Source organism: Streptomyces lusitanus (assembly GCF_042647945.1).
Lineage (GTDB): Bacteria > Actinomycetota > Actinomycetes > Streptomycetales > Streptomycetaceae > Streptomyces > Streptomyces pseudogriseolus.
The window spans coordinates 358,626-384,987 of record NZ_JBHRWL010000002.1 but is presented as its reverse complement, the minus strand read 5'-3'; the positions used below and the strand labels follow the sequence as shown (position 1 = coordinate 384,987).

At 71.9% G+C, this 26,362-nt stretch carries 25 protein-coding genes and 1 pseudogene; 18 read left to right on the top strand and 8 right to left on the bottom strand.

Annotation, left to right across the window (positions count from 1 at the left end; genetic code table 11):
• Positions 1–26: 26 nt before the first annotated feature.
• From ACFOSY_RS03195 to ACFOSY_RS03175, 5 genes are all read left to right on the top strand, one after another.
• Positions 27–1,322 carry a M14 family zinc carboxypeptidase gene (locus ACFOSY_RS03195; protein ID WP_394305437.1) on the top strand — a complete coding sequence of 432 codons (1,296 nt, stop codon included), beginning with the start codon at positions 27–29 and terminating at the stop codon, positions 1,320–1,322.
• A gap of 120 nt (positions 1,323–1,442) precedes the next feature.
• A complete protein-coding gene (locus ACFOSY_RS03190) occupies positions 1,443–2,174 on the top strand; it encodes a HEAT repeat domain-containing protein (protein WP_394305166.1) in 732 nt (243 codons plus the stop codon).
• Positions 2,175–2,177: 3 nt separating this feature from the next.
• Positions 2,178–2,810 (top strand): DUF6000 family protein, encoded by a 633-nt coding sequence (locus ACFOSY_RS03185; protein ID WP_394305165.1) that lies wholly within the window; start codon positions 2,178–2,180, stop codon positions 2,808–2,810.
• Between the two features lie 139 nt (positions 2,811–2,949).
• On the top strand, positions 2,950–3,309 hold the full coding sequence (locus ACFOSY_RS03180; RefSeq protein WP_394305164.1) for an effector-associated constant component EACC1: 360 nt from the start codon (positions 2,950–2,952) through the stop codon (positions 3,307–3,309).
• On the top strand, positions 3,306–4,484 hold the full coding sequence (locus ACFOSY_RS03175) for a caspase, EACC1-associated type (RefSeq protein WP_394305163.1): 1,179 nt from the start codon (positions 3,306–3,308) through the stop codon (positions 4,482–4,484). The genes ACFOSY_RS03180 and ACFOSY_RS03175 overlap by 4 nt, the downstream gene beginning before the upstream one ends.
• A gap of 315 nt (positions 4,485–4,799) precedes the next feature.
• On the opposite strand, the pseudogene ACFOSY_RS03170 reads toward ACFOSY_RS03175, so the two are convergent.
• Positions 4,800–5,306 (bottom strand): annotated as a pseudogene (locus ACFOSY_RS03170) (relaxase/mobilization nuclease domain-containing protein); the annotation flags it as partial.
• Here ACFOSY_RS03170 and ACFOSY_RS03165 point away from each other — a divergent pair.
• Complete coding sequence (locus ACFOSY_RS03165; protein WP_394305162.1) at positions 5,305–5,460, top strand: hypothetical protein; 156 nt, start codon at positions 5,305–5,307, stop codon at positions 5,458–5,460. The pseudogene ACFOSY_RS03170 and the gene ACFOSY_RS03165 overlap by 2 nt on opposite strands.
• 109 nt (positions 5,461–5,569) lie before the next feature.
• On the opposite strand, the gene ychF is transcribed toward ACFOSY_RS03165, so the two are convergent.
• Entirely contained in the window at positions 5,570–6,658 is a 1,089-nt protein-coding gene (gene ychF, locus ACFOSY_RS03160) for a redox-regulated ATPase YchF (RefSeq protein ID WP_394305161.1), read from the bottom strand.
• A 181-nt stretch (positions 6,659–6,839) separates the two neighbouring features.
• Here ychF and ACFOSY_RS03155 point away from each other — a divergent pair, with 181 nt between their 5' ends.
• A complete protein-coding gene (locus tag ACFOSY_RS03155; protein WP_394305160.1) occupies positions 6,840–7,529 on the top strand; it encodes a DUF6542 domain-containing protein in 690 nt (229 codons plus the stop codon).
• A 58-nt stretch (positions 7,530–7,587) separates the two neighbouring features.
• Here ACFOSY_RS03155 and ppgK read toward each other — a convergent pair whose 3' ends face one another.
• Entirely contained in the window at positions 7,588–8,334 is a 747-nt protein-coding gene (gene ppgK / locus ACFOSY_RS03150; RefSeq protein WP_225653650.1) for a polyphosphate--glucose phosphotransferase, read from the bottom strand.
• Between the two features lie 75 nt (positions 8,335–8,409).
• Positions 8,410–9,423: a 4-hydroxy-3-methylbut-2-enyl diphosphate reductase gene (locus ACFOSY_RS03145; RefSeq protein WP_394305159.1), complete on the bottom strand. Its 1,014-nt coding sequence runs from the start codon at positions 9,421–9,423 to the stop codon at positions 8,410–8,412.
• Between the two features lie 87 nt (positions 9,424–9,510).
• On the opposite strand from ACFOSY_RS03145, the gene xseA reads away from it, so the two are divergent.
• From xseA to ACFOSY_RS03130, 3 genes are all read left to right on the top strand, one after another.
• On the top strand, positions 9,511–10,728 hold the full coding sequence (gene xseA / locus ACFOSY_RS03140; protein ID WP_394305158.1) for an exodeoxyribonuclease VII large subunit: 1,218 nt from the start codon (positions 9,511–9,513) through the stop codon (positions 10,726–10,728).
• A gap of 9 nt (positions 10,729–10,737) precedes the next feature.
• On the top strand, positions 10,738–10,986 hold the full coding sequence (locus tag ACFOSY_RS03135; protein ID WP_394305157.1) for an exodeoxyribonuclease VII small subunit: 249 nt from the start codon (positions 10,738–10,740) through the stop codon (positions 10,984–10,986).
• A gap of 125 nt (positions 10,987–11,111) precedes the next feature.
• Positions 11,112–11,702 (top strand): malonic semialdehyde reductase, encoded by a 591-nt coding sequence (locus ACFOSY_RS03130; protein ID WP_394305156.1) that lies wholly within the window; start codon positions 11,112–11,114, stop codon positions 11,700–11,702.
• 76 nt (positions 11,703–11,778) lie between these two features.
• Here the strand turns inward: ACFOSY_RS03130 and ACFOSY_RS03125 are convergent, their stop codons facing one another.
• Positions 11,779–12,285 (bottom strand): DUF4245 domain-containing protein, encoded by a 507-nt coding sequence (locus ACFOSY_RS03125; RefSeq protein WP_394305436.1) that lies wholly within the window; start codon positions 12,283–12,285, stop codon positions 11,779–11,781.
• Between the two features lie 143 nt (positions 12,286–12,428).
• Here ACFOSY_RS03125 and glpX point away from each other — a divergent pair, with 143 nt between their 5' ends.
• On the top strand, positions 12,429–13,463 hold the full coding sequence (glpX, locus tag ACFOSY_RS03120; RefSeq protein ID WP_391790015.1) for a class II fructose-bisphosphatase: 1,035 nt from the start codon (positions 12,429–12,431) through the stop codon (positions 13,461–13,463).
• Between the two features lie 129 nt (positions 13,464–13,592).
• Here the strand turns inward: glpX and ACFOSY_RS03115 are convergent, their stop codons facing one another.
• Positions 13,593–13,964: a WhiB family transcriptional regulator gene (locus ACFOSY_RS03115; protein WP_031016944.1), complete on the bottom strand. Its 372-nt coding sequence runs from the start codon at positions 13,962–13,964 to the stop codon at positions 13,593–13,595.
• 184 nt (positions 13,965–14,148) lie between these two features.
• On the bottom strand, positions 14,149–15,258 hold the full coding sequence (locus tag ACFOSY_RS03110) for an endonuclease/exonuclease/phosphatase family protein (protein ID WP_394305155.1): 1,110 nt from the start codon (positions 15,256–15,258) through the stop codon (positions 14,149–14,151).
• A 120-nt stretch (positions 15,259–15,378) separates the two neighbouring features.
• On the opposite strand from ACFOSY_RS03110, the gene ACFOSY_RS03105 reads away from it, so the two are divergent.
• Together ACFOSY_RS03105 and ACFOSY_RS03100 are read left to right on the top strand one after the other, a co-directional pair.
• Complete coding sequence (locus ACFOSY_RS03105) at positions 15,379–16,083, top strand: response regulator transcription factor (RefSeq protein ID WP_394305154.1); 705 nt, start codon at positions 15,379–15,381, stop codon at positions 16,081–16,083.
• Positions 16,076–17,173: a sensor histidine kinase gene (locus ACFOSY_RS03100; RefSeq protein WP_394305153.1), complete on the top strand. Its 1,098-nt coding sequence runs from the start codon at positions 16,076–16,078 to the stop codon at positions 17,171–17,173. The genes ACFOSY_RS03105 and ACFOSY_RS03100 overlap by 8 nt, the downstream gene beginning before the upstream one ends.
• A 35-nt stretch (positions 17,174–17,208) precedes the next feature.
• Here the strand turns inward: ACFOSY_RS03100 and ACFOSY_RS03095 are convergent, their stop codons facing one another.
• Positions 17,209–17,904: a DUF1707 SHOCT-like domain-containing protein gene (locus tag ACFOSY_RS03095; protein ID WP_394305152.1), complete on the bottom strand. Its 696-nt coding sequence runs from the start codon at positions 17,902–17,904 to the stop codon at positions 17,209–17,211.
• A gap of 193 nt (positions 17,905–18,097) precedes the next feature.
• Between ACFOSY_RS03095 and ACFOSY_RS03090 the strand changes: the two genes are divergently transcribed.
• The 5 genes from ACFOSY_RS03090 to ACFOSY_RS03070 all read left to right on the top strand — a co-directional run bounded on the left by ACFOSY_RS03090 (position 18,098) and on the right by ACFOSY_RS03070 (position 26,147).
• Positions 18,098–19,774, top strand: coding sequence for a fumarate hydratase (locus ACFOSY_RS03090; protein ID WP_031016953.1), 1,677 nt, complete (start codon positions 18,098–18,100; stop codon positions 19,772–19,774).
• A 296-nt stretch (positions 19,775–20,070) separates the two neighbouring features.
• The gene (locus tag ACFOSY_RS03085) at positions 20,071–21,492 is read left to right on the top strand and encodes a M20/M25/M40 family metallo-hydrolase (RefSeq protein WP_394305435.1); all 1,422 of its coding nucleotides are present in this window, start codon (positions 20,071–20,073) and stop codon (positions 21,490–21,492) included.
• Positions 21,493–21,598: 106 nt separating this feature from the next.
• Positions 21,599–23,002 (top strand): class II fumarate hydratase, encoded by a 1,404-nt coding sequence (locus ACFOSY_RS03080; RefSeq protein ID WP_394305151.1) that lies wholly within the window; start codon positions 21,599–21,601, stop codon positions 23,000–23,002.
• Positions 23,003–23,074: 72 nt separating this feature from the next.
• Positions 23,075–23,767 (top strand): cytidylyl-2-hydroxypropylphosphonate hydrolase, encoded by a 693-nt coding sequence (gene fomD, locus ACFOSY_RS03075; protein WP_394305150.1) that lies wholly within the window; start codon positions 23,075–23,077, stop codon positions 23,765–23,767.
• 274 nt (positions 23,768–24,041) lie between these two features.
• Positions 24,042–26,147: a SpoIIE family protein phosphatase gene (locus tag ACFOSY_RS03070; RefSeq protein WP_394305149.1), complete on the top strand. Its 2,106-nt coding sequence runs from the start codon at positions 24,042–24,044 to the stop codon at positions 26,145–26,147.
• The last annotated feature ends 215 nt before the right edge of the window (positions 26,148–26,362 follow it).

The window sequence follows — 26,362 nt, the reverse complement described above, 5'->3', positions numbered from 1 at the left end:
CAGGACGGACGGGACGGACCGCCATGATGGACCGCTACCTCACGGACGCCGAAGTCTCGGCGGCGGCGCGGCGGCTGGTCTCCCGGTACCCGGGGGCCGGCCGTCTGCGCCGTGTCGGCACCTCGCGCGCGGGGCGCCCGCTGGAGATGCTGACCGTCGGTCACGGTCCGGCGCACGTCCTGGTGATCGCCCGGCCGCACCCCGACGAGCCGGTCGGCGCCGTCACCGCGCTCGCGCTGGCCGAGCGGGTGGCGCGCGGCGACGGGCGCACCCCGGCGACCGATCCGGCGCGCGTCACCTGGGACGTCGTGCTGTGCCTGGACCCGGACGGGGCGGCGCTGAGCGAGGGCGTCGAGGAGGCGACGGCCGGTCCCGCGCCCGCCCTGGAGCGCTACTTCCGTACCGCGTTCCGTCCGGTCGCGGCGGAGCAGCCCGAGTGGGCGCCGATCGAGTCGTCGCAGCTCCCGGAGAGCCAGGCCCTGTTCGACCTGATCGACGAGCGCCGCCCGGTCCTCCAGTGCTCCCTGCACGGCATCGAGGCGGGCGGCACGTTCGCCCAGCTGACGGACGACCTGCCGGGTTTCGCGGCCCCCTTCCACACGGCGGCCGCCGACCTCTCCGTCCCGGTCCAGCACGGCACCTTCGACGCCCTGTACTGGGAGAACCCCGCCCCCGGCGTCCATGTCCTGCCCCCGCCGGAGAGCACGGGCCGGCTGGCCGCCGGTTCCGAGCACATCGGCCGGTCCACGTGGTGCGCGCCCCAGCGGTACGGGGGTGTCACGGCGATCGTCGAGGTGCCCATGTGGGCGAGCGCCCTGGCCGACGACCCGTCCCCGCACCCCGACGCCGTACGGACCCTGCGCGGGCTGTCCCGGCTGGTGCGGGACGGGGGCGAGCAGGTGACCGCGGTCCTCGACAAGGCGCGCGGCTTCCTGCCACCGCCGGAGGAGAGCGCGCCGCGGCGCGTGCTGGAGTGGATGGCGGGGGGCCTGTACGACCTGGTCGCCGACTCCTGGCAGCCGCTGGCCCGGCAGGCCGCCGAGGGCGGCGAGCGCCTCACCACGGCCCAGGTCTGCGCCCTGGACGTGGTGGCCCGCCGCCAGCCACTCCGCGCGGCGGGCCTGCTGCTGCGCCTGCTGTCGCAGTCCCCCGCCCCGGCCGCCTCCGCCCTCCACGACGAACTGCGCGCCCTGTTCAGCGGCTGGTGCGAGGACTTCACGCGCGCTTCGGCCCTGCGCTGGGTCCCGGTACACACCCAGGCGGAGCTCCAGACGCGCGCGGTGCTGGCGGCGGCGGGGTGCGCGGTGCGGGAAGGGGTTTGAGCGGTCGGCGGCCGTCAGGCTACTAACACGTACGTCACTAACATGCGTGTTAGTAACGTCGATGTCAGTAAGCGGGGCCGTGTCCGCCGTTGAGGTGATCAAGGTTTGACTCGCCGCCCCATGACCACCCACACCGAAAGACTGATCCGACAACTGGACGACTCGTCCGGCCCGTCGTACGACGCCCGTGCCGAACTGATCGGCATCGGCTCCGACGCCGTCCCCGCCCTCATCGACGGACTGCCCTCCCTCGGCCCCTTCGGTCAGTTGACCGCCATCGAGGTCTTCGAAGAGGTGGCGGACCCACGCTGCGGCCCCGCCCTGATCGCCCTCCTGGACAGCGACAACCCGACCGTCCGCGAATGGGCGGCGATGGCCCTGGCGAGCCTGCAGATCGACGGCGCGGTCGAGCCCGTGCGCCGCGCCTATCGCGCCTGCCTGGAACGGGCGACGCCACCGGACTGGACCGAGCCGGAAGGTATCCGCTGGGCTCTGACCGCACTCGGCGCACGCACGCCCGTCGTCCCGCCGCTCACCGCGCGCCTACGAACCACGGCCACGGACAACACCACGGGCTGGCCCTCGACCCGCTACGCCGACATCACCAACGACCTGGCCGACCACGCCCAGGTGATCCTCCACTCCCAGTTCTGGCAGGTGGACGCCGGCGGCATGTACGGCGTCGCCGGCCCAGGCCTGCACTGGGACCTCGACTGGACCGCGCCCTGGGAGCGCCTGGTCGAAGAGTCCCGCGCCTGGTCCCTGCTGGGAGCCTCCGAAGCCCCCGCCGACGACAACATCCTCGTCGTCCCCACCTGGATCGACCGTGCCGACCTGCACCCGGAGAGGTGACCGATGCCGTTCCAGCACCCCGAGGAGGTCGGCCTTGGCTACGTGATCGAGCGCTACGCGGCAAGGAAGGACTCGGGCCACGCGCGCTACCTCGTCCTGAAAAGCGGTCGATTCCTGCGGCCCGAGTGGCCTCACGGCGAACGTTTCGCCCATCACCTCATCGACGACGCGGCCACGATCACCGATGCTGAGTTGGAAGCCCTCTTCGGCTACGAGTGGCGCTCGCGCCTCACCGCCGCATGGCTGATCGGCGTCGATCGCCGCGATCGGTTCCGCGAACGCATCGGCGACCTGCTTCTGGCCAGCGAGGTCTGCTTCTCCGGTAGCGCCTACTGCTTCGCCCTGGCCCGCTTCGGCACCCACGCGGACGCCGAGATCCTCACCGCCTACCTCGACCATTACCTCCCTCGCACCGACCTCCGCTACGACCAGCCCGCAGCCCTCGGCGCCCTCCTCCGTCTCGACGCCCACCTCGGCACCCACCATGCCGACCGCTTCACACAGCCCGACGGTCTTTGGGACCAGTGGGTCAATGCCCTGGCCCACCTCCGCGGCCACCCCGCATACACCCCCGTCGAGCGGCGCCGCTCGACAGACCTCCAGTGCGAGTTCGCCAACAGCTGGCGACGCCTGTAGGTCGCGGCGCAATCACCGGTTCCGGGCCCCTAGTTCCCACCAGGTGGGGGCGTGAACAAGCCAAACGCACACCAGAAAGCCGGTTCTGCCCGACGATGGAAATGCGGAAGACCGCCGACACGCGGAGACAGGGGGAACCATGCGCATCGACGTACGGGTAGGGGCCGAGGCGGACGAGCTGCGTTCACTGCACCAGTGGCTGGGGGCAGACAGAGAGATCCGCAGGTCGTCCTCCTTGACACTTCAGGAGCAGCCTCCCAAGCCAGGGCACATGGGCGGTTTGCTGGACGTCATCCAATTGGTGACTGAAAACGGATGGAGCGCTGCCTCCTTCGTGATGGCACTGGCCGCCTGGAAGCGAACCAGGCCCCAGGACCCGCGGATCGAGATCAGGCGGGGTGACACCGTGATCGTTCTTACCCAGGGCAGCGATGCCGAGTTCGAACGTGTCATTCGTGCCCTTGAGACCTCGACCGAGGATGAGGCACCTGGGACATGAGCGTGTTACCCGACCCCGGCGCGACCCGAGCCGTGCTGATCGGCACCAGCCACTACGACCACCTGGAGTCACTGCCGGCTGTGTCCAACAATCTGACCGCTCTGGCCGAGGCACTGACCGGACCCACCTCTTGGACCCTGCCGCAGGAGCATTGCACGATCCTCTCCAACCCCCCGACCGCAGAGATGACCATGGCTGCAGTGCGAGCCGCAGCCGAGCAAGCGCGCGACACCGTGCTGATCTACTTCGCCGGTCATGGGCTGGTCGACCCCGAAGGGGACCTCTATCTGGCCATGCCGCAGTCCAAGCAGCAACGCGTGGAGACCGGACTGCCCTATCGGTGGATACGGCAGGCTCTCCTGAACGGCCGGGCCGATCGATGTGTTGTTGTCCTTGACTGCTGCTACAGCGGTCTGGCCCTCGGGACGATGGGCGGCCCGTCAGATCTGGCCGATCAGGCGGCCGTGGAGGGAACATTCCTGCTGGCCGCTGCTGCAGAAACACGTCAAGCACTCGCCCCGCCGGACGAGACCTTCACCGCGTTCACCGGCGAGCTCCTCGACACGCTTCAGACGGGCATCCCCAATGGGCCTGAGCTGATCGACTTTGGAGCGCTGTACCGGCACTTGCGCATCAGGCTGGCAGCTAAGGGGCGCCCCGCCCCACAGGCGAGAGACAGGAACACCGGGGCCCGACTCGCTCTCGGCCGCAACCTGGCCTGCCTGCCGACAACTGCGATCACCCCGTCTGCTGACGGGAAGCCAGCCACAGGGCGCTCTTGGCCGAGTCCCTCGGGAATCCGCACTGTCAGGGGCTTCTTCAAGTTGTTGGCCGATGTTCGTGTGACGAGCGGTCTCACCCATCAGATGGTTAGCCAACGTTCCGGTGGACGCATCTCACCCGGTACCGTCAGCCGTCTTTTGAACCGCGAGAGTCTTCCCAAGACCTGGCACACCACAGCGGCGTATCTGTCCGCCTGTGGCGTGCCGGATCAGCAGGTCGCTGAGTGGAATGCCGTCTGGACGCGGTTGCTAACGGTTACGACGACCGACGCCGCGCCGCACACCGTCCCGCAACCGCGCCAGAACCAGAAGCCCACCACGTTGCAGAGGTTGACCGGAAGAGTGTCTCGGCGAAACGGTCGAAGTCGAGATCGCCGTTCAGGGAGTAGCTGACGCAGTCGGAGACGCCTGCTGCGGAGCCGGAACAGGTGCCTCGCTGTCATCACCGAAGACCGTGTTCCAGGCAGCAATAGCCAACAACACCGCCGCAATCACAAGGCCAGTCGCAGGCTTCTTCACCTGCTTGGCGGCCGGCGGCCGCACCCAGTGTCCTGCCCGGTAGTAGGGCTTGTCGCTCTTCTGCGCCACTGCGCTCTCCCCCAACGACACTGTCACCTGATCCCTAGCCACAGTTTGACAGCGGCCCGTCCGCCCCGAGGAGGAATCAGCACGCACGGCTGATTCCGCACCATGGAGCCGTGATGGGCTGCGTGCTCCGAACTCGGCTTCGATCTTGCGGCACTCGGATTGGGCCCGCTGTCCGTCGCGGTTGGTGCGCGGGCGGCGCCCGTCGGCGCGGACGGTGGTGGCCATGATGTGGATGTGGTCGTCGGCGTGGCGCACGGCGATCCATCGGCATGCCTTGTCGTCGCCTTCGGGGGCGATGCCGGTGGCGTGGACGATGCGGCGGGCGACCTCGGCCCACTCGGTGTCGGTGAGGTAGCGGTCGCCGGGCGCGGTGCGGACGGGGCAGTGCCAGACGTGCTGGGTTGGTTTCCTGCCGCCGAGCTCGCGGGTGCGCAGGTCGACGTGGGTGTCGAGGCGCTTGGCGAGCTGGGTGTAGGTGGCTGCTGGGTCGCGGCCGGGGTCGGGGGCGCCGGCCATGTCCCAGGCGGCGACGATGTGAGGGTCGGTGTGTTCGTCGCGGCGGCCGGGGCCGAAGAGGTAGACGATCAGTCCGCGCGTGTCGGAGCCGGTGGAGACGTCAGGAACCATGGGCGCGCGCCTCGGCCACACCAACGCGGCCATGACGCTGAACATCTACACCCACCTGTGGCCCGACTCCGAGGAGCGGACCCGTGCCGCCGTCGACAAGGCGTACGCGGACCAGTCCGTCGACGCTCGGCCACAGGTCGACGAAGCGGCGTAGCCGCTACCCCCGCGCGCTGACCGAAGTCAGCACGCTGCGGACTCTGCGCGGACCGCAAAGGCCGCCCAACCCGCTCCGCCGCAGGTCAGACGGCCTTTCGCCGAACGTATTAGACGTTGAACCGGAACTCCACCACATCCCCGTCCTGCATCACGTACTCCTTGCCCTCCATCCGCGCCTTGCCCTTCGCGCGGGCCTCCGCGACCGAGCCGGTTTCGACCAGGTCGGCGAAGGAGATGACCTCCGCCTTGATGAAGCCCTTCTGGAAGTCGGTGTGGATGACACCGGCGGCCTCGGGGGCGGTGGCGCCCTTCTTGATGGTCCAGGCGCGGGACTCCTTGGGGCCGGCCGTCAGGTAGGTCTGGAGACCCAGGGTGCGGAAGCCGACGTGGGCGAGGGTGGCGAGGCCGGGCTCCTCCTGGCCGACGGACTGAAGGAGTTCGAGGGCCTCGTCCTCGTCCAGCTCGGCGAGGTCCGCCTCCAGCTTGGCGTTGAGGAAGATCGCCTCGGCGGGGGCGACCAGCTCGCGCTGCTCGTTCTTGAAGTCCTCGTCGGTCAGCTCGTCCTCGTCGACGTTGAAGACGTAGAGGAAGGGCTTGGTGGTGAGCAGGTGCAGGTCGTGGAGCAGCTCCGCGCGCTCCGTGCCCTGGACGACGCCCTGCGAGAAGAGCGTGTCGCCCTTCTCCAGGATCTCCTTGGCCTCCTCGACCGCCTTGACCTTGGGCGCGACGTCCTTCTTGATCCGCGACTCCTTCTGCAGGCGCGGGAGGACCTTCTCGATGGTCTGGAGGTCGGCGAGGATCAGCTCGGTGTTGATCGTCTCGATGTCGTCCTTGGGCGAGACCTTGCCGTCGACGTGCACGACGTTCTCGTCCTTGAAGGCGCGGATGACCTGGCAGATCGCATCGGACTCGCGGATGTTCGCGAGGAACTTGTTGCCCAGGCCCTCGCCCTCGGACGCGCCGCGCACGATGCCGGCGATGTCGACGAAGTCGACCGTGGCCGGGAGGATGCGCTGCGAGCCGAAGATCTCCGCCAGCTTGGTCAGCCGGGGGTCCGGGACGCCGACGACGCCCACGTTCGGCTCGATCGTGGCGAACGGGTAGTTGGCCGCCAGCACGTCGTTCTTGGTCAGGGCGTTGAACAGGGTCGACTTGCCGACATTCGGCAGACCGACGATTCCGATCGTGAGCGACACGTTGCGACTTCCCGTACGTGAGGAGGGGGGCGAGGGCCGGCCGAGCGGCCGGCGTGGACCGATCCACCAGTCTACGGCGTGCCCGCGCCCGCCCGGCCGCTGTGTCGAACGCCCGGCCGACGTCCGGATCCCGGCGTGTCTGACGGGAGGCCGGACACATTAAACGACCTAAGTTGGTCCAGTGGAGCAACACAGGACGCGACCCGCCCAGCACGGACCGCGACGCGAGCCGGCGCCTGGCCCGTCGGCGGCCCCCCGTACGGCACGGCCGCCCGGGCCGCCGCTGCCCCCGCAGGCGGGGAGGGCGGCCGGCGGCGGGGTCGCCCGGTCCCCGCGCGCCCAGCGATCGCAGCAGCCCCAGCGGCCGCAGCAGCCGCAGCGCAGCCCTCGGCCGGCCGGACGCCGGCCCGGCCCCTCGCCCGCCGCGCGCCGCGTGCCCGGGCCCCGGCTCACCGGTCTGGGCGGCGGACTGTTCTGCGGGGCCGTGATGCTGGTGCTCGGGCTGCTCACGGAGGCGCTGTTCGGCGCCTCGCTCACCGTCTACGGGGTGCTGTTCCTGCCGGTGTGCATGCTGACCGCGCTGTGGGTGCGCGAGGGGGACCTGCTCATCGCGCCCGTGGTGGTGCCGATCGCCTTCGCGGTGGGGCTGGTGCCGGTCGCCGACGAGGGCGGCGGAAGCACGCCGGACCGGCTGATGGGCCTGGTGACCGGCCTCGCCACCCAGGCGGGCTGGCTGTACGGCGGGACCCTGCTGGCGGGTGTGCTGGTGCTCGTCCGCCGGGTGCGGCGGGTGCGGCGGGTCCGGACCGCCAACAGGCGGCCCGCCCGGGACCCGGTTGGCCGGAACCGGGCCGGACGGGCCGTCGTCTGAAGACATCCCCCGGGCTACGAGCCCTGCGGAAACCAGCCGCCCGCGCCAACAGGACGCCTTACACCCCCGTCGCCGCCCGCATCGCCGCCCCCACGATGCCCGCGTCGTTCTGGAGGTGCGCCGGGACGATCTCCGCCTTGATGCCCTCGATCTTCGGCAGGAACTTGTGCGCCTTGCGGCTGACGCCGCCGCCGATCACGAACAGCTCGGGCGAGAACAGCATCTCGACGTGGGCGAGGTACTTCTTCACCCGCCGCGCCCACTCGTCCCACGACAGGTCGTGGTCCTCCTTGGCCTTGCTGGACGCCCGCTTCTCCGCGTCGTGGCCCCGCAGTTCCAGGTGGCCCAGCTCGGTGTTGGGGACGAGGACGCCGTCCACGAACAGCGCGCTGCCGATGCCGGTGCCGAAGGTCAGCACGATCACCGTGCCCTTGCGGTGCCGTCCGGCGCCGAAGTGCATCTCGGCGACGCCGGCCGCGTCCGCGTCGTTGACCACCGTCACCGGCAGGCCGCCCAGGCGGTCGCCGAGCAGGACGCGCGCGTCGGTGTCGATCCAGCCCTTGTCGACGTTGGCCGCCGTGCGGATCGTGGCGCCGTCGGTGACCACGCCGGGGAAGGTGACGCCGACCGGGCCGGTCCAGCCGAAGTGGTCGACGACCTGCTTCACCCCGTCGGCCACCGCGTCAGGGGTGGCCGGGTGCGGGGTGAGGACCTTGCAGCGCTCCTGCGCCAGCTCCCCCTTGTCGAGGTCGACCGGGGCGCCCTTGATCCCGGATCCGCCGATGTCCACGCCGAAGATCTCCATGGCACCACGTTACGACGACCGGGGGAATGCCACCGGTCGTCGTACGGTCAACCACCCCCGGGGGCGGCCGGAGTTCTACGCCTCGGTGCCGGCGCCGCCGCGCTCGGCCGCCAGCGCGGCGGCCTCCTCACGCAGGTCGCGGCGCAGCTCCTTGGGCAGGGAGAAGGTGATGGACTCCTCGGCCGCCTTGACGATCTCCACGTCCTCGAAGCCGCGCTGCGACAGCCACTCCAGGACCTGCTCGACCAGCACCTCCGGCACCGAGGCGCCCGAGGTGACGCCGACCGTGGTGACGCCCTCCAGCCAGGCCTCGTCGATCTCGTCGGCGAAGTCCACGAGGTAGGCGTCGCGGGCGCCGGCCAGCTTGGCGACCTCGACGAGCCGCTTGGAGTTGGAGGAGTTGCGGGAGCCGACGACGATCACCAGGTCGGCCTCGGCGCCCATCTGCTTCACCGCGAGCTGGCGGTTCTGCGTGGCGTAGCAGATGTCGTCGCTGGGCGGGGAGATCAGCTGGGGGAACTTCTCCTTGAGGGCGTCGACGGTCTCCATGGTCTCGTCGACGCTGAGCGTGGTCTGGGAGAGCCAGACGACCTTCGACGGGTCGCGGACCTCGACCTTCGCGACGTCGCCGGGGCCGTCGACCAGCTGGATGTGGTCGGGGGCCTCGCCGGAGGTGCCGATGACCTCCTCGTGGCCCTCGTGGCCGATCAGGAGGATGTCGTAGTCGTCGCTGGCGAAGCGGACGGCTTCCTTGTGGACCTTGGTGACCAGCGGGCAGGTGGCGTCGATGGTGGCGAGCCGGCCGCGCTGGGCCTCCTCGTGGACGACGGGGGCGACGCCGTGCGCGGAGAACATCACGATGTTGCCCGGGGGCACCTCCTCCGTCCGCTCGACGAAGATCGCGCCCTTCTTCTCCAGGGTCTGCACCACGTACTTGTTGTGCACGATCTCGTGGCGCACGTAGACGGGAGCCCCGTACTGCTCCAGGGCCTTCTCGACGGCGATCACGGCGCGGTCCACCCCCGCGCAGTAGCCCCGGGGGGCGGCGAGCAGGACACGGCGGCCAGGCGAAGCGGTCATGCGTCCCATCGTACGGGCCATGGGTGCGGGTGCCGGGCACGGTGCGCGGCCGGCGGCGGCGCACCGGTGTCGGCGGGGCGCACTACGCTCGCGGGCATGGCTGTGAACACGTCCGCGGACACCCCCCTGCCGGTGGGAGAGGTGTCGCGGCTCATCGGCGGGTGGATCGACCGGCTGGGCGCGGTGTGGGTGGAGGGTCAGATCACCCAGCTGTCGCGGCGGCCGGGCGCGGGCGTGGTGTTCCTGACGCTGCGCGACCCGTCGTACGACATCTCGGTGGGGGTGACCTGTTACCGGCAGGTGTTCGACGCGGTCGCGGACGTCGTGAGCGAGGGCGCGCGGGTGGTCGTCCACTGCAAGCCGGAGTGGTACGCGCCGCGCGGGCAGCTGTCGCTGCGGGCCGCCGAAATCCGCCCGGTGGGGGTCGGGGAGCTGCTGGCGCGGCTGGAGCAGCTGAAGAAGTCGCTGGCGCGGGAGGGGCTGTTCGCGCCGGAGCGCAAGAAGCCGCTGCCGTTCCTGCCGCAGTTGATCGGGCTGGTGTGCGGGCGCGCGTCGGCGGCCGAGCGGGACGTGCTGGAGAACGCGCGGCACCGCTGGCCCGCGGTCCGCTTCGAGGTGCGGAACGTGGCGGTGCAGGGGGTGCACGCGGTGCCGCAGGTGGTGCAGGCCGTGAAGGAGCTGGACGCGCTGGACGACGTGGACGTGATCGTCGTCGCGCGGGGCGGGGGCAGCGTGGAGGACCTGCTGCCGTTCTCCGACGAGCAGCTGGTGCGGGCGGTGGCCGCGTGCCGGACGCCGGTCGTCTCGGCGATCGGGCACGAGCCGGACAGCCCGCTGCTCGACCTGGTCGCCGACCTGCGCGCCTCCACGCCGACCGACGCCGCCAAGAAGGTGGTGCCGGACGTGGGCGAGGAGTACGAGCGGGTGCGGATGCTGCGGGACCGGGCGCGGCGGTGTGTGGGCGCCCTGCTGGAGCGGGAGGAGCGGGGGCTGGCGCAGGCGCTGGCGCGGCCGTCGATACAGGACCCGCACCGGATGATCGACGCGCGCGCGGAGGAGGTCACGATGCTGCTGGACCGGGGGCGGCGGGCGCTGCGCCACCAGCTGGACCGGGCCGACTCCGAGCTGACGCACACACACGCGCGGGTGGTGGCGCTCTCCCCCGCCGCCACGCTGAAGCGCGGGTACGCGGTGCTCCAGCGGGAGGACGGGCACGCGGTACGCGCGCCCGGTGAGGTGGAGGCGGGCGAGACGCTGCGGGCGCGGGTGTCCGCGGGCGAGTTCACGGTTCGGGTCGGGACGGTCGAGGCATAGGTGGGCGGAATGAGCGGCAGGACGGAGCAGGCGGCGGTGGCCGAGGCGCTCGGTTACGAGCAGGCGCGGGACGAGCTGATCGAGGTCGTGCGCCGCCTGGAGGCGGGCGGTACGACGCTGGAGGAGTCGCTCGCGCTGTGGGAGCGGGGCGAGGAGCTGGCCAAGGTGTGCCGGCGCTGGCTCGACGGGGCGCGGGCCCGGCTGGACGCGGCGCTCGCGGAGGAGGAGCGGGGCGAGGGGGCCGGCGACGACGAGTAGGAAGCCGGTTGGCGGCGGGAGCCGGTTGAAAGTTGAAACTTCATAGAGGTACGCTCGGTCCGGCAAACCGGACCGCGGTCCGTTAATCCCCGACGGGCCGCCGCGACCCCCCATGAGGTTCACGCATGTCTCTCGTTCTCGACTCCGCCGCGCAGGACCTGCTGTTCCGCGAGGCGCGCACCGCCAACACGTTCACCGACGAGCCGGTGACCGACGAGCAGGTGCGGGCGATATACGACCTGATCAAGTACGGCCCTACGTCCATGAACCAGTCGCCGCTGCGCATCACGCTGGTCCGCTCCCCCGAGGCGCGTGAGCGCCTGGTGCGGCACATGGCCGAGGGCAACCAGCCCAAGACGGCCGCCGCGCCGCTCGTGGCGATCCTGTCCGCGGACAACGAGTTCCACGAGGAGCTGCCGCAGCTCTTCCCGCACTTCCCGCAGGCCAAGGACGCGTTCTTCGGCGAGCGCCCGGTCCGTGAGTCCGCCGCCGCGCTGAACGCCGCCCTCCAGGCCGCGTACTTCATCATCGGCGTGCGCGCCGCCGGTCTGGCCGCCGGCCCGATGACCGGCTACGACGTGGAGGGCGTGCGCAAGGAGTTCCTCGACGACGACCACACCCCGCTGATGGTCGTGAACATCGGCCGTCCCGGCCCCGACGCCTGGTTCCCGCGCAACCCGCGCCTGGAGTACGACCAGGTCGTCACCACCGTCTGAGCCCGAGCGCGACAACAGGGGCGGGGCCCCGGATCACCGATCCGGGGCCCCGCCCCTTGTTGCGTGTGTGCGCAGGTCACTCCGTGCGGAGCGCCTCCGCCAGCTTCGTCATCTCCGCGAAGGACGCCGTGCCGGTCACCACGGTCGTCGAGCCCGGGGTGTTCTCCAGCACCAGGGCGTCGTAGCGGTCGCCCTCGTAGCGCGTCCAGGTCCCGCCGTCGATCCGCTGCGTGGCCCCGGTCTCCTCGGCGCTCTGCGTCGTGGTCTCGATGAACGTCGAGCGCTTGCCGGCGGACTGCTCGACCGCCGCGTACTCGCCCTCGGGAGTGCGGAAGCCGAGGTGCCAGGCCTCGCCCTCGGCGCCGCGGTAGCGCACGGAGGTGGGCTTCCACGTCTTCGGCAGCCCCTCGGGCGCGGCCACGGGGTAGGAGGCGGCACGGCGGGCGGTGAGCAGGTCGACGCGGTAGTCGACGCGCTTGATCTCGGGCTCACCGTCCGTGTGCGGGATGAACAGCCACACCACTCCCGCCGCGAGCACGATGAGGGCCAGGGAGAGAACCATGTCCCTGGCGGTCTTCTGCATGCTGTTCGTTCCTGCCACGCCCCCTATCGTCGCAGGTGCCCGGGGCGCTCATCCGTGGGGTCCCCTGCTCATTCTGTCCGCCTGGCGCTAGAGTCATGGCCACACCCTCATCCGGCCGTCGTCGTACAGAAAGGTGCGCTCCGATGACCGAACACCACCATTTGCCGTCCGAGCTCGATGTCCCCTCCGAGGCCCCCGACCGCAACCTCGCCCTGGAGCTGGTGCGGGTCACCGAGGCGGCCGCGATGGCCGCCGGCCGCTGGGTGGGGCGCGGCGACAAGAACGGCGCCGACGGTGCCGCTGTGCGCGCCATGCGCACCCTGGTCTCCACCGTCTCGATGAACGGCGTCGTCGTCATCGGCGAGGGCGAGAAGGACGAGGCGCCGATGCTCTTCAACGGGGAGCGCGTCGGCGACGGCACCGGCCCCGAGTGCGACATCGCGGTCGACCCGATCGACGGCACCACGCTCACCGCCAAGGGCATGACCAACGCGATCGCGGTGCTGGCGGCGGCCGAGCGCGGCTCGATGTTCGACCCGTCGGCCGTGTTCTACATGGACAAGCTGGTCACGGGCCCGGAGGCGGCCGACTTCGTCGACATCAACGCCCCGGTGAGCGTGAACATCCGCCGGGTCGCCAAGGCGAAGCGGGTCACCCCCGAGGACGTCACCGTGGTGATCCTGGACCGGCCCCGGCACGAGGGCATCATCAAGGAGATCCGGGAGACCGGGGCGCGCATCAAGCTGATCTCCGACGGCGACGTGGCCGGCTCGATCCTGGCGCTGCGCGAGGGCACCGGCATCGACCTGCTGCTGGGCATCGGCGGCACCCCCGAGGGCATCATCTCGGCCTGCGCGGTGAAGTGCCTGGGCGGCACCATCCAGGGCAAGCTGTGGCCGAAGGACGACGAGGAGCGGCAGCGGGCCGTGGACGCCGGGCACGACCTGGACCGCGTGCTGACCACGGAGGACCTGGTCACCGGGGACAACGTGTTCTTCGTGGCGACCGGCATCACCGACGGCGAGCTGCTGCGGGGTGTGCGCTACCGCTCGGAGACGGCGACGACCGACTCGATCGTGATGCGGTCCAAGTCGGGGACGGTGCGCCGGATCGACTCCGAGCACCGGCTCAGCAAGCTGCGGGCCTACAGCGCGATCGACTTCGACCGGGCCAAGTAGCCCGCGAGGCCGCCCGGGTAACCCCGAGAGCCACCCGGAGACCCCGAGAACCACCCGGCGAACCCGTGAGCCACCGGAAGAAGAGGCGTCCTCTGTGCGGAGAGGGCGCCTCCTTCCGTCGGTGCGGGGTCAGCCCGCGGCGGCTATGCGGTTCTGCCGGGCCTTCTTCAGCTCCATCTCGCGCCGCCTGCGGCGGGCCAGGACGACACGGCGCTCCGCCGCGGTCAGGCCGCCCCAGACGCCGTAGGGCTCGGGCTGGAGCAAAGCGTGCTCGCGGCACTCGACCATGACCGGGCAGCGGGCGCAGACCCGCTTGGCCGCCTCCTCGCGGGACAGCCGCGCGGCGGTCGGTTCCTTCGACGGCGCGAAGAACAGGCCCGCCTCGTCACGCCGGCACACCGCCTCGGTGTGCCAGGGGGCGTCCTGGTCCCTGTCCCGCGCTGCCACTCGCTGGGCCGGAACGGCGGCTACCTGCAGGGACGAATGCGGCGGTTGCAGCACGGTCTACTCCTGACGACGGCTTCGCGAGCTGGCGAGTGCCGTGGATGCACACGGGTCGGCCCGGCGTGAATCCCTGGCGCCCTCCAAGGAGACGATGCGTCAAGGCTTACCCGATGTGCGCGCGCCTATGCACAGAGTCCCCGACGGGCTCCGCTTACGGGCGGCCGCGCGGCCCCGCGCGCCCTCACCACCTCAGACCGGCCGCGACCGGCAGGTGGTCGCTGCCGGTGGCCGGCAGCACCCAGGAGCTCTCCGTCCGCACACCTCGGACCAGGATGTGGTCGATCCGCGCCACCGGGAAAGCCGCCGGCCAGGTGAAGCCGAAGCCGTCCCCGGCCTCGGTCCAGCTGGAGCTCAGCCGTGAGGTGATGCCGTCGAGCGCGCGGTCGTCCGTGGTGCCGTTCAGGTCCCCGAGCAGCACCACCCGCTCGTTCCGCTCGGCGGCGAGGACCTCGGCGAGCGCCCGCGCGTCGCGGTCCCGGCTGTCCGTCCAGAAGCCGCCTCGGGGCATGAGCCGTACGGAGCCCAGATGGGCCACGTACACGGCCAGCGGGCCCTGGTCGGTGGCCACCGTGGTGCGCAGCGCCCGCATGGAGGACCACGTCTCGCCGGCCGGCCGGGTGGCCGCGAGCGGCCCGTGGTTCGTGATGTCGAGCGGCCGGGTCCCCGACAGCGGCAGCCTGCTCCAGAGCCCGACCGTGCCGAGCACCGTGTGGTACGGGTACGCCGCCGCCAGGCCCTTCTCGTACGTGCCGAGGTCCTCCTCGGTGAGCTCCACCAGGGCCAGCACGTCCGCCCCGGAGCCGGCCAGCGACCGGGCGGTGCCCGCCGGGTCGGAGTTGCCGGCGGCGACGTTGTGCTCCGCCACGGTGAGATCCGCGTGGCCCGCCGGGCCGGACCGGTCGCCGAGCAGCCCGCCGAAGAGGTTCAGCCACACCACGACGGGCAGCAGCAGCGCGACCACGGCGGAGGCGGAACGACGCCACAGCGCGCCGATCAGCAGCACGGGCACGAACAGGCCGGACCACGGCAGGAAGGACTCCACCAGGCTGCCGAGCCCTCCGCGGTCCGTGATCCGCGCGTGCAGCAGCAGGGTCAGGCCCAGCAGCACCGCGAGCGCCGCGAGCACCGTGCCGCGCCTCCAGGGGCCGGGCCGGGAGGCGGCGCGCAGCACCCCGCGCCACCCCTCCCGCCCGGCGCGGCCGTCGTCGCTGTCGTGGCTGTCGTGGCTGTCGTGGCTGTCGTGGCGGCCGGTGTCCTCCGGCCCGGTCCTCACCGTGTCGGCCTGCGTCATGGTTCCCCGTCCTCGCTCACTGCCGGTCATGTCCCGGCCAGTCAAGGGCGGGCCGTGTTGCGGGCACGTATGCGATTCCGGATACGCCGGCGATATGCGCGGGCTCCTAGCATCGACGGCATGCGTGTGCTGATCGTCGAGGACGAACCCTTCATGGCCGAGGCCATCCGCGACGGCCTGCGCCTGGAGGCGATCGCGGCCGACATCGCGGGGGACGGCGACACCGCGCTGGAGCTGCTGGACGTCAACTCCTACGACATCGCCGTCCTCGACCGCGACATCCCCGGACCCTCCGGTGACGAGATCGCCCGGAGCATCGTCGCCTCCGGCAGCGGGATGCCGATCCTGATGCTCACCGCGGCCGACCGGCTCGACGACAAGGCGTCCGGCTTCGGACTCGGCGCCGACGACTACCTCACGAAACCCTTCGACCTGCGGGAGCTGGTGCTGCGGCTGAGGGCACTCGACCGCAGGCGGGCGCACGCCAGGCCTCCGGTGCGTGAGGTCGCGGGCCTGCGCGTGGACCCGTTCCGCCGCGAGGTCCACCGCGACGGCCGCTACGTGGCGCTCACCCGCAAGCAGTTCGCGGTGCTCGAGGTCCTCGTCGCCGCCGAGGGCGGTGTGGTCAGCGCCGAGGAACTCCTTGAGCGGGCGTGGGACGAGAACGCCGACCCCTTCACCAACGCCGTGCGCATCACCGTCTCGGCGCTGCGCAAGCGCCTCGGCGAACCGTGGATCATCGCGACCGTGCCGGGCGTCGGCTACCGCATCGACACCGCGCCCGGCTCCGCCGGTTCCGCGCGTGACGGACGGGGCCGTGGATAGGCCGCCCGGGCTGAGCGTCCGCCTCAAGCTCACCCTCAGCTACGCCGGTTTCCTTCTGCTCGCCGGTTCCCTGGTGCTCGCCGCCGTCGGCGTGTTCCTCCTGCGGGAGGGATGGTTCCAGACCAACGAACAGGGGGCGTGGCGGGTGACCCCCGGCACCAGCTTCGTGCGCGGTTTCGCGCCCTTGGCGGCCGTGGTGATGGCGTGCCTCCTGGTGTTCGGCCTCCTGGGCGGGTGGGTCCTCGCCGGCCGCATGCTCGCCCCCCTGGCGCGCATCACGCACGCCACCCGCACGGCGGCCACGGGATCGCTCTCGCACCGCGTCCGGCTGCCGGGCCGCCAGGACGAGTTCCGCGAACTCGCCGACGCCTTCGACGCGATGCTCGCCCGGCTGGAGGCGCACGTGGCCGAGCAGCGGCGGTTCGCGGCCAACGCGTCGCACGAACTGCGCACCCCGCTGGCGATCTCGAAGTCGCTGCTCGACGTGGCCCGCACCGACCCCTCGCACGACACCGGTGAGGTCCTCGACCGCCTCCAGGCCGTCAACGCCCGCGCGATCGACCTCACCGAGGCGCTGCTCCTGCTCAGCCGGGCCGACCGGCAGTCCTTCGCCCGCGAACCCGTCGACCTGTCCCTCGTGGCGGAGGAGGCCGCCGAGACGCTCCTGCCCCTCGCGGAGAAGCACGGCGTCGCCCTGGTGACCGACGGCGAGATCACCCCCACCGTCGGATCGCCGGCGCTCCTGCTCCAGCTGACCACGAACCTCGTGCACAACGCGATCGTCCACAACCTGCCGGAGCGGGGCAGCGTGTGGGTGACCACCGCGCTGCGCCCCGCGACCGTGCTGCTCACCGTCGAGAACACCGGCGAGCCGGTCCCGCCGGAGCTGGTCCCGACGCTCACCGAGCCGTTCCGGCGCGGCACCGAGCGCGTGCACACCGACCACGCGGGCGTCGGCCTCGGCCTGGCGATCGTCCGGTCCATCACCCGCGCACACGGCGGCACGCTCACCCTCACGCCCCGCACCGCCGGCGGGCTCCGCATCACGGTGGAGCTACCCACGGCGGGCGCGCCCCCGTCGGCCGCCTGACGCGAGGGACGCCGCCGGGGGACGCCCTCGGACGGTCAGTGGCCGAGATGCCTGCGCATGCTGCGGTCCACCGTGCGCTGCACGCGGTCGAGGATGTCCTTCACGAGCTTGCCGCGCTTCGGCCGCGCCTCGACGCTGCCCAGGATCGCCCAGCCGTCGACGTAGATCACCGGGGCGTTGTCGTCGGGCGAGTCCTGCGGGTCCACCTCGAAGGCGCCGAGCACGCCGCCGCCGGTGCCGCGCAGCGACGCGTTCTCCGGGACGTATATCTCGACGCTGCCGAAGACGGAGAACGCCTTGATCATGACCTGCTGGTGGTCGAACAGCGCCTCGCTGAGGTCGATCTCCACGCTGCCGAACACGGCGTACGCGTGGATGCGGCGGCCGGTGCGCCAGCGGCCCTTGCGGGCGGCGGCGCTGAACACCGCGACCACGTTGTCGTCGGGGTCGACCGGGAAGACGCCCGCGGCGGGGCGGCCCGGCGCGGAGTAAGGGGCCGCGCGCCGCTGGTGGGCGGCGGGCAGGTCCTGGACGAACCCCTCCAGCTCGCCCAGCGTCTTGGCGGTCAGCACGCCCTCGACACGCTCGGCGTGCTCGTCGGCGGTCAGCCGGCCCTCGGCGTGCGCGTCGTGCAGGAGGTCGACGATACGGTCCCGGTCGGCGTCGGAGGCGCGCAGCTCGGTGTCGCGCGGGGCCGTGTCCGGCTGCTGGGCGTGCTTCTGAAGGTCCACGGCAGCAGCGTACCCAAACGCGATAGATCGCGACTACCCCGCGACGCGGACAACTCGCGGACAAACCTCGCGGGCACCTTCGCGGACGACCTCGCGGACAACTGAGGACAACCTCACAGGAGCGGCGTTCACGGCAGGTCCTAGGCTGGGAAGGCCCGCCGACGGAGGCGGGCGGTCTTCCGTCGAGTGAGGAATGGGCGAGATGCCTGAGTTCGAGTACGCCGATCTGCTCCCCATGGGAGAGGACACCACCCCCTACCGGCTGGTGACCTCCGAAGGTGTGTCCACCTTCGAGGCCGACGGCCGGACGTTCCTCAAGGTGGAGCCGGAGGCGCTGCGCAAGCTCGCCGAGGAGGCCATCCGCGACATCCAGCACTACCTGCGCCCCGCGCACCTCGCCCAGCTGCGCCGCATCATCGACGACCCCGAGGCGTCGGGCAACGACAAGTTCGTCGCGCTGGACCTGCTGAAGAACGCGAACATCGCGGCGGCGGGCGTGCTGCCCATGTGCCAGGACACCGGCACGGCGATCGTCATGGGCAAGCGCGGGCAGAACGTGCTGACGTCGGGACGTGACGAGGAGGCCCTGAGCAAGGGCATCTACGACGCGTACCAGAAGCTCAACCTGCGCTACTCGCAGATGGCTCCGCTCACCATGTGGGAGGAGAAGAACACCGGCTCCAACCTCCCCGCGCAGATCGAGCTGTACGCGACGGACGGCGGCGCCTACAAGTTCCTGTTCATGGCCAAGGGCGGCGGCTCCGCCAACAAGAGCTTCCTCTACCAGGAGACGAAGGCCGTCCTGAACGAGGCCTCCATGATGAAGTTCCTGGAGGAGAAGATCCGCTCGCTGGGCACGGCCGCCTGCCCGCCGTACCACCTGGCGATCGTCGTCGGCGGTACGTCCGCCGAGTACGCGCTGAAGACCGCGAAGTACGCCTCCGCGCACTACCTGGACGAGATCCCCGCCGAGGGCTCCCCGCTCGGGCACGGCTTCCGGGACAAGGAGCTCGAGGAGAAGGTCTTCGAGCTGACCCAGAAGATCGGCATCGGCGCCCAGTTCGGCGGCAAGTACTTCTGCCACGACGTGCGCGTGGTGCGGCTCCCGCGGCACGGCGCGTCCTGCCCCGTCGCCATCGCGGTCTCCTGCTCCGCCGACCGCCAGGCCGTCGCGAAGATCACCGCCGAGGGCGTCTTCCTGGAGCAGCTGGAGACGGACCCGGCGCGCTTCCTGCCGGAGACCACGGACGAGCAGCTCGACGAGTCCGGCGACGTCGTGAAGATCGACCTCAACCAGCCGATGAAGGCGATCCTCGCCGAGCTGACCAAGTACCCGGTGAAGACCCGGCTGTCGCTGTCCGGCCCGCTGGTCGTGGCGCGCGACATCGCGCACGCCAAGATCAAGGAGCGGCTGGACGCGGGCCAGGAGATGCCGCAGTACCTCAAGGACCACCCGGTGTACTACGCCGGCCCCGCGAAGACCCCCGAGGGCTACGCGTCCGGCTCCTTCGGGCCCACCACGGCCGGGCGGATGGACTCCTACGTGGAGCAGTTCCAGGCGGCCGGCGGGTCGCTGGTGATGCTCGCGAAGGGCAACCGCAGCAAGCAGGTCACCGACGCGTGCGCCGCGCACGGCGGCTTCTACCTGGGCTCCATCGGCGGTCCGGCGGCGCGGCTCGCGCAGGACTGCATCAAGAAGGTGGAGGTCGTCGAGTACGAGGAGCTGGGGATGGAGGCGGTCTGGAAGATCGAGGTCGAGGACTTCCCCGCGTTCGTCGTCGTCGACGACAAGGGCAACGACTTCTTCCAGGACCCGGCGCCCCAGCCGACGTTCACGTCGATTCCGGTGCGGGGGCCCGGACTCGCCTGACCCGACGAAGCCCCTCCGGCGTTTGAGGAGCGGGGTCCGGGGCGGAGCCCTGGGATGGGAACGGGAAGGGGCGGAGGGGGCGAACTCCCTCCGCCCCGGACCACCCACGTCCGCATAGCGAAATTCCTGTACTGCTTTCGGACTTTCTCCCCCCACCCCACCCCACGCCGTTGACGCCCTCAACAACCTGCTGTGACCCTTCCTGACAGCCCGGCATGCACATGCCATGCCCGGGCCACCGCGTGGCAACCCCACAGCCACCGTCCGGAGGAGTCCAGGTGAAACGAAGATTCGCCATGGCGGGCACCCTGCTCGCCCTCGTCCTCGGCTTCGGCACACTCCCCGCCGCGGCCACCCCGTCCGGCACGTCCCCCGCCTCCACCCCGACCGCCCTCGCCGCCCTCGCCGCCCCCGACATCAGCATCACCGCGGTACGGGCCCACCTCGACGAGCTCAGCGCCGCCGCCGCCCGCAACGGCGGCAACCGCCGTTCCACCGGCCAGGGTTACCGCGACTCCGTCGCCTACGTGAAGGGAAGGCTCCAGGCCGCCGGCTACACCGTCACCGAGCAGCCCTGCACCTCCGGCTGCACCAGCGGCGCCGGGCCCAACCTGATCGCCGAGTGGCCCCAGGGCGACGCGAGCGGCGTCTACATGTTCGGCGCCCACCTCGACGGCGTCTCCGCCGGACCCGGCATGAACGACAACGCCTCCGGCTCCGCCGCCCTGCTCGAGAACGCCCTGACGCTCGCCCGGGAGAACCCCGAGCTGCGCAGCCGCGTCCGCTTCGCCTGGTGGACCGACGAGGAGCAGGGCCTCAACGGCAGCGACTTCTACGTCCGTACGCTCTCCTCGACGGAACGCTCCAGGATCAAGGCGTACTACAACTTCGACATGGTCGCCTCGCTCAACGGCGGCTACTTCATCAACCACATCACCTCCGCCGCCGCCGCGCCGATGAAGGCGTACTGGGACTCGCTCGGCCTCCGGCCCGAGGAGAACACCGAGGGCGCCGGGCGCAGCGACGACTACTCCTTCGAGCGGTACGGCATCCCCACCTCCGGCTACGCGATGGGCGCGAGCGCCCGCAAGACCTCCGCGCAGGCCGCCAAGTGGGGCGGCACGTCCGGTGCGGCGTACGACCCCTGCTACCACCGGTCGTGCGACACGCTGTCCAACATCAACACCACCGGGCTCGACCGCGCGGCCGACGGCATCGCGTACACCGTGTGGCAGCAGGCCGTCGGCACGGGCGGCGGGGGCGCCTGCGACCCGGCCGGGGTCGTCGGCAACGGCGGGTTCGAGAGCGGGACCGCGCCGTGGACCGGGACCACCGCGGTCATCGCCGCCCACACCGGCCGGACCGCGCACGGCGGCACCCGCTTCGCCTGGCTCGGCGGCAACGGCTCCACCAGCACCGAGTCGGTCGGCCAGACGGTGACCGTGCCGGCCGGCTGCACGCGCGCGTCGCTGGACTTCTGGCTGTGGATCGAGACCGCCGAGTCCGGCAGCCGGGCGTACGACACGTTCTCCGTCCGGGTGAACGGGTCCACGCTCGCCTCCTGGTCCAACGTGCACGCGGGCGGCGGCTGGACACAGCGGTCGGCCGACCTGTCCGCGTACGCCGGACAGACGGTCACCGTGACCTTCACCGCCACCGAGGACTACAGCCTCCAGACCGGCTTCCTGCTGGACGACGTGAGCCTGAGCGGCGCCTGAGGAACCCCCACGGTCGTCCGCCCCGCCGCGTCGTCGCGGCGGGGCGGACGGCCTTGCGGGGAATACGCTCGGACGACACCGCTGCTGTGCTCCACGGAGGTACACGATGACGACCACGGACGACGACCGGACCTACCGCATCGAGCACGACTCCATGGGAGAGGTGAGAGTCCCCGCCGACGCCAAGTGGCGGGCGCAGACCCAGCGGGCGGTGGAGAACTTCCCGGTCTCCGGGCAGCGCCTGGAGCGCGCCCACATCGAGGCGCTGGCCCGGATCAAGGGCGCCGCGGCGAAGGTGAACGCACGGCTCGGCGTGCTGGACAAGGACGTCGCCGAGGCGATCCAGGAGGCGGCGGCGGAGGTCGCCGAGGGCCGGTGGGACGACCACTTCCCGGTGGACGTGTTCCAGACCGGGTCGGGCACCTCGTCCAACATGAACACCAACGAGGTCATCGCCACCCTCGCCACCGAGCGGCTGGGCCGGGACGTGCACCCCAACGACCACGTCAACGCCTCCCAGTCGTCCAACGACGTCTTCCCCTCGTCGCTGCACATCGCCGCCACCGCCGCGGTCACCCGGGACCTGATCCCGGCCCTGGAGCACCTCGCCGCCGCCCTGGAGCGCAAGGCGGAGGAGTTCGCGGACGTGGTGAAGTCCGGGCGCACCCATCTGATGGACGCCACGCCCGTCACCCTGGGCCAGGAGTTCGGCGGATACGCGGCCCAGGTGCGGTACGGCGTGGAGCGGCTGCGCGCCTCGCTGCCCCGGCTGGCCGAGCTGCCGCTGGGCGGCACCGCCGTCGGCACCGGCATCAACACCCCGCCCGGGTTCTCCGCGGCCGTCATCGAGGAGGTGGCGCGGGCGACCGGGCTGCCGCTGACCGAGGCGCGCAACCACTTCGAGGCGCAGGGCGCCCGGGACGGCGTGGTGGAGACCAGCGGGCAGCTGCGCACCGTCGCCGTCGGCCTCACCAAGATCGCGAACGATCTGCGGTGGATGGCGTCCGGCCCGCGCACCGGCCTCGCCGAGATCGCCCTGCCCGACCTCCAGCCCGGCTCCTCGATCATGCCCGGCAAGGTCAACCCGGTGATCCCGGAGGCCGTGCTGATGGTCTGCGCCCAGGTCACGGGCAACGACGCGACGGTCGCCGCGGCCGGCGCGTCCGGCAACTTCGAGCTGAACGTGATGCTGCCGGTGATCGCGAAGAACGTGCTGGAGTCGGTGCGGCTGCTCGCCAACGTCTCCCGGCTGCTCGCCGACCGCACGGTCGACGGGATCGTCGCCGACCGGGAGCGGGCCCGCGAGTACGCCGAGTCCTCGCCGTCCGTGGTCACCCCGCTGAACAAGTACATCGGCTACGAGGAGGCCGCCAAGGTCGCCAAGAAGTCGCTCGCGGAGCGCAGGACCATCCGGCAGGTGGTGCTGGAGGGCGGCTACGTGGAGCGCGGCGACCTGACCGTGGAACAGCTGGACGAGGCCCTGGATGTCCTGCGTATGACCCGCCCGTGAAACCTGGCGTCCCCGGGGTGAACCGTGACGGGGGCCGCAGCGTCGTGTGGCCACACCACCTAATATCTGCGCATGACAGAGGGTGGAACGACGATGCGCGGCCACGCGGGCGGGGCGGCCCGCCACTGGGAGCCCGGGACGCAGATCCTGTGGCGGTACCGGGAGAACGGCGGCGCGCGCATCCACATCGCGCGCCCCGTCACGGTCGTGCGCGACGACTCGGAGCTGCTGGCGGTCTGGATGGCGCCCGGCACCGAGTGCGTGAAGCCCGTCCTCGCCGACGGCACCCCGGTCCACCGCGAACCCCTCGCCACCCGCTACACCAAGCCGCGCACGGTGCAGAAGGACCGCTGGTTCGGCACCGGCGTGCTGAAGCTGGCCCGGCCCGGCGAGCCGTGGTCGGTGTGGCTGTTCTGGGAGCCGGGCTGGCGGTTCAAGAACTGGTACGTGAACCTGGAGGAGCCGCTCGCCCGCTGGGCGGGCGGGGTGGACTCCGAGGACCACTTCCTGGACATCTCCGTGCAGCCGGACGGCGGCTGGCACTGGCGGGACGAGGACGAGTTCGCGCAGGCCCAGCGGGACGGCCTGATGGACGTGGCGCTCGCCCGGAAGGTGCGCGCGGCGGGGCGCGCGGCGGTCGCGGTGATCGACGCCTGGGGGCCGCCGTTCTCGGACGGATGGGAGAAGTGGCGTCCGGATCCGTCCTGGGCTGTACCGTCACTTCCACAGGACTGGGACCGCACACCGGCGCACGCATCCCCGTGAGACCCTTGCTGCGCCCCCGGGCAGGAAACGTAGGATCGTCGTCCGCAAGGGCGCGGAGCAGCAACCACCGGAGCGCGCGCGAGGTTTGACCGGACGTCACCGAGGGGCGGCAGGACGTGAGCGAGGGGCACGGAAACACCGGCACGGGCCGAGGACGGCCGGCCGGCGTCGCAGGAACAACCTCTGACCACACGCGAAATCCGTTCCGGGGGCACGTGTTCCGGGTATCGGAGTTTCGGCGGAGCGAACCGCGCGCACGGCGTGCGCCGGACGGATGGACTCGACACGCGTGACGGAGCAGCCGACCTCCTACGAGCGCCCCCAGCCGGGCGTGGACCCCGCGGATCCCCGCGGGGCGTTCCTGCGTTCCCCGGCGCCGCCGGCCGGCACGGGCGCCGCCTTACCGGCACAGGGCCGCTCCGGCGGTGAGCCGCCCGCGCCCGGCGCGGTCGCCCCCGCCGGTTCGGCGCCCGCCGCGGCGGACGGTCCCGGGTCCGAGCACTCCCAGCCGGGCGCCGGCCCGGACGCGGAGCCGGACGCCCACCGTCCGCGGCCCGCGCCGGACGGCATCCCGGTGCAGCCGGCGGACGGGCAGGGCCGGGTGGACCGGGGTCCGGGCGGCAAGGACCGCCGTACGGGCCAGGTGGCGCGGCCGGGCCGGCCCACGCCGATGCGGCGGGACGGGGACCGGCTGCGCTTCGTCGGCGCGGCCACCCGGCGGATCGCCCGCGGCATCGACCTGGACGAGATCGTGATGGGGCTGTGCCGGGCGACCGTGCCCACCTTCTCCGACGCGATCCTGGTGTATCTGCGCGATCCGCTGCCGGTCGGCGACGAGCGGCCGACGGGCCCGCTGGTGCTGCGGCTGCGCCGCACCGACCGGATCCCGCCCGAGCGGGACACCGAGGGCGGCGGGTTCCTGCCGGCCGCGCCGCCGGAGCCGTCCGAGCTGGACTCGGTCGGCGAGGAGCTGTGCACGGTACGGCCGGGCAGCGCGCTCGCCGAGGTGCTGCGCGGGGTGCGTCCGGTGTTCACGGACGCGCCCGCCGCGCGGGCCGCGCTGCCGGAACTCCTCGGCGAGGAGGGCGCGGCGGCGGTCCCCGACGGCCAGCGGGCGGTCCTCGCGCCGCTGCGCGGCCGCCGCCGGGTGATCGGCGCGGCGCTGTTCCTGCGGCGCCCCGAGCGCATCCCGTTCGAGGCCGACGACCTGCTGGTCGCGGCGCAGCTCGCCACGCACAGCGCCCTCGGCATCGACAAGGCCGTGCTGTACGGGCGCGAGGCGTACATCGCGGACGAACTCCAGCGCACGATGCTGCCGGAGACCCTGCCGCGCTGCACCGGCGTACGGCTGGCGTCGCGGTACCTGCCGGCCGCGGAGACCGCGCGGGTGGGCGGCGACTGGTACGACGCGATCCCGCTGCCCGGCAGCCGGGTGGCGCTGGTCGTCGGCGACGTGATGGGCCACTCCATGACGTCGGCGGCGATCATGGGCCAGCTGCGTACGACCGCGCAGACGCTCGCCGGGCTCGACCTGCCGCCGCAGGAGGTGCTGCACCACCTCGACGAGCAGGCCCAGCGGCTCGGCGTGGACCGCATGGCGACCTGCCTGTACGCGGTGTACGACCCGGTCGCGCACCGCATCACCGTCGCCAACGCCGGCCATCCGCCGCCCGTGCTGCTGCACCTGGGCGGGCGCGCGGAGGTGCTGCGGGTGCCCGCGGGCGCCCCGATCGGCGTCGGCGGGGTGGACTTCGAGGCCGTGGAACTGGAGGCGCCCGCCGGGGCGACCCTGCTGCTCTACACCGACGGCCTGGTGGAGTCCCGGCTGCGCGACGTGTGGACCGGCATCGAGCAGCTGCGGGAGAAGCTCGCCGCGACCGCGCAGCTGACCGGGCCGGACCATCCGCCGCCCCTCGAGGCGCTGTGCGACGAGGTGCTCGACATGCTCGGCCCGGGCGACCGGGACGACGACATCGCGCTGCTCGCCGCCCGCTTCGACGGGATCGCGCCGAGCGACGTGGCGTACTGGTTCCTGGAGCCGGAGGACGCGGCGCCCGGGCGGGCGCGGCGGCTGGCCCGGCGGCAGCTGTCCCGGTGGGGCCTGGACGAGCTGAGCGACTCGGTGGAGCTGCTGGTCAGCGAGGTCGTCACCAACGCCGTGCGGTATGCCTCCCGGCCGGTGACGCTGCGGCTGCTGCGGACGGATGTGCTGCGGTGCGAGGTCGGGGACGACGTGCCGCAGTTGCCGCGGCTGCGGCAGGCGCGGGCTACGGATGAGGGTGGGCGGGGGTTGTATCTCGTCAACCGCCTTGCCCGGCGGTGGGGGGCTACTCGGCTGAGCACCGGGAAGGTGGTGTGGTTCGAGCTGAACCACGGCTGAGGTTTCACCCACGTGTGTGAGGGGCGCCCGGTGAGTTGTCACCGGGCGCCCTTCTGTGTGCGGGGCCGCCGTGGAGGGCGGGGTGTTTGCCGGGTGCGGCTTGTTCCGGGCTGTTCGCGCAGTTCCTCGCGCCCCTATGGGGCGCCCCCCGCCGTGCAGGTTCGGCCTGACGGCGAGTGCGGGCCGCTCTGGGCTGCTCGCGCCGTTCCCCGCGC

Bases quoted from the DNA above. Each gene is read 5' to 3' on its own strand.
- ACFOSY_RS03195 (WP_394305437.1), top strand. From the start codon at position 27: ATGGACCGCTACCTCACGGACGCCGAAGTCTCGGCGGCGGCGCGGCGG.
- ACFOSY_RS03190 (WP_394305166.1), top strand. From the start codon at position 1,443: ATGACCACCCACACCGAAAGACTGATCCGACAACTGGACGACTCGTCC.
- ACFOSY_RS03185 (WP_394305165.1), top strand. From the start codon at position 2,178: ATGCCGTTCCAGCACCCCGAGGAGGTCGGCCTTGGCTACGTGATCGAG.
- ACFOSY_RS03180 (WP_394305164.1), top strand. From the start codon at position 2,950: ATGCGCATCGACGTACGGGTAGGGGCCGAGGCGGACGAGCTGCGTTCA.
- ACFOSY_RS03175 (WP_394305163.1), top strand. From the start codon at position 3,306: ATGAGCGTGTTACCCGACCCCGGCGCGACCCGAGCCGTGCTGATCGGC.
- ACFOSY_RS03165 (WP_394305162.1), top strand. From the start codon at position 5,305: ATGGGCGCGCGCCTCGGCCACACCAACGCGGCCATGACGCTGAACATC.
- ppgK (WP_225653650.1), bottom strand. From the start codon at position 8,334: ATGGAGATCTTCGGCGTGGACATCGGCGGATCCGGGATCAAGGGCGCC.
- ACFOSY_RS03145 (WP_394305159.1), bottom strand. From the start codon at position 9,423: ATGGGACGCATGACCGCTTCGCCTGGCCGCCGTGTCCTGCTCGCCGCC.
- xseA (WP_394305158.1), top strand. From the start codon at position 9,511: ATGGCTGTGAACACGTCCGCGGACACCCCCCTGCCGGTGGGAGAGGTG.
- ACFOSY_RS03135 (WP_394305157.1), top strand. From the start codon at position 10,738: ATGAGCGGCAGGACGGAGCAGGCGGCGGTGGCCGAGGCGCTCGGTTAC.
- ACFOSY_RS03130 (WP_394305156.1), top strand. From the start codon at position 11,112: ATGTCTCTCGTTCTCGACTCCGCCGCGCAGGACCTGCTGTTCCGCGAG.
- ACFOSY_RS03125 (WP_394305436.1), bottom strand. From the start codon at position 12,285: ATGCAGAAGACCGCCAGGGACATGGTTCTCTCCCTGGCCCTCATCGTG.
- glpX (WP_391790015.1), top strand. From the start codon at position 12,429: ATGACCGAACACCACCATTTGCCGTCCGAGCTCGATGTCCCCTCCGAG.
- ACFOSY_RS03110 (WP_394305155.1), bottom strand. From the start codon at position 15,258: ATGACGCAGGCCGACACGGTGAGGACCGGGCCGGAGGACACCGGCCGC.
- ACFOSY_RS03105 (WP_394305154.1), top strand. From the start codon at position 15,379: ATGCGTGTGCTGATCGTCGAGGACGAACCCTTCATGGCCGAGGCCATC.
- ACFOSY_RS03090 (WP_031016953.1), top strand. From the start codon at position 18,098: ATGGGCGAGATGCCTGAGTTCGAGTACGCCGATCTGCTCCCCATGGGA.
- ACFOSY_RS03085 (WP_394305435.1), top strand. From the start codon at position 20,071: ATGGCGGGCACCCTGCTCGCCCTCGTCCTCGGCTTCGGCACACTCCCC.
- ACFOSY_RS03080 (WP_394305151.1), top strand. From the start codon at position 21,599: ATGACGACCACGGACGACGACCGGACCTACCGCATCGAGCACGACTCC.
- fomD (WP_394305150.1), top strand. From the start codon at position 23,075: ATGACAGAGGGTGGAACGACGATGCGCGGCCACGCGGGCGGGGCGGCC.
- ACFOSY_RS03070 (WP_394305149.1), top strand. From the start codon at position 24,042: ATGGACTCGACACGCGTGACGGAGCAGCCGACCTCCTACGAGCGCCCC.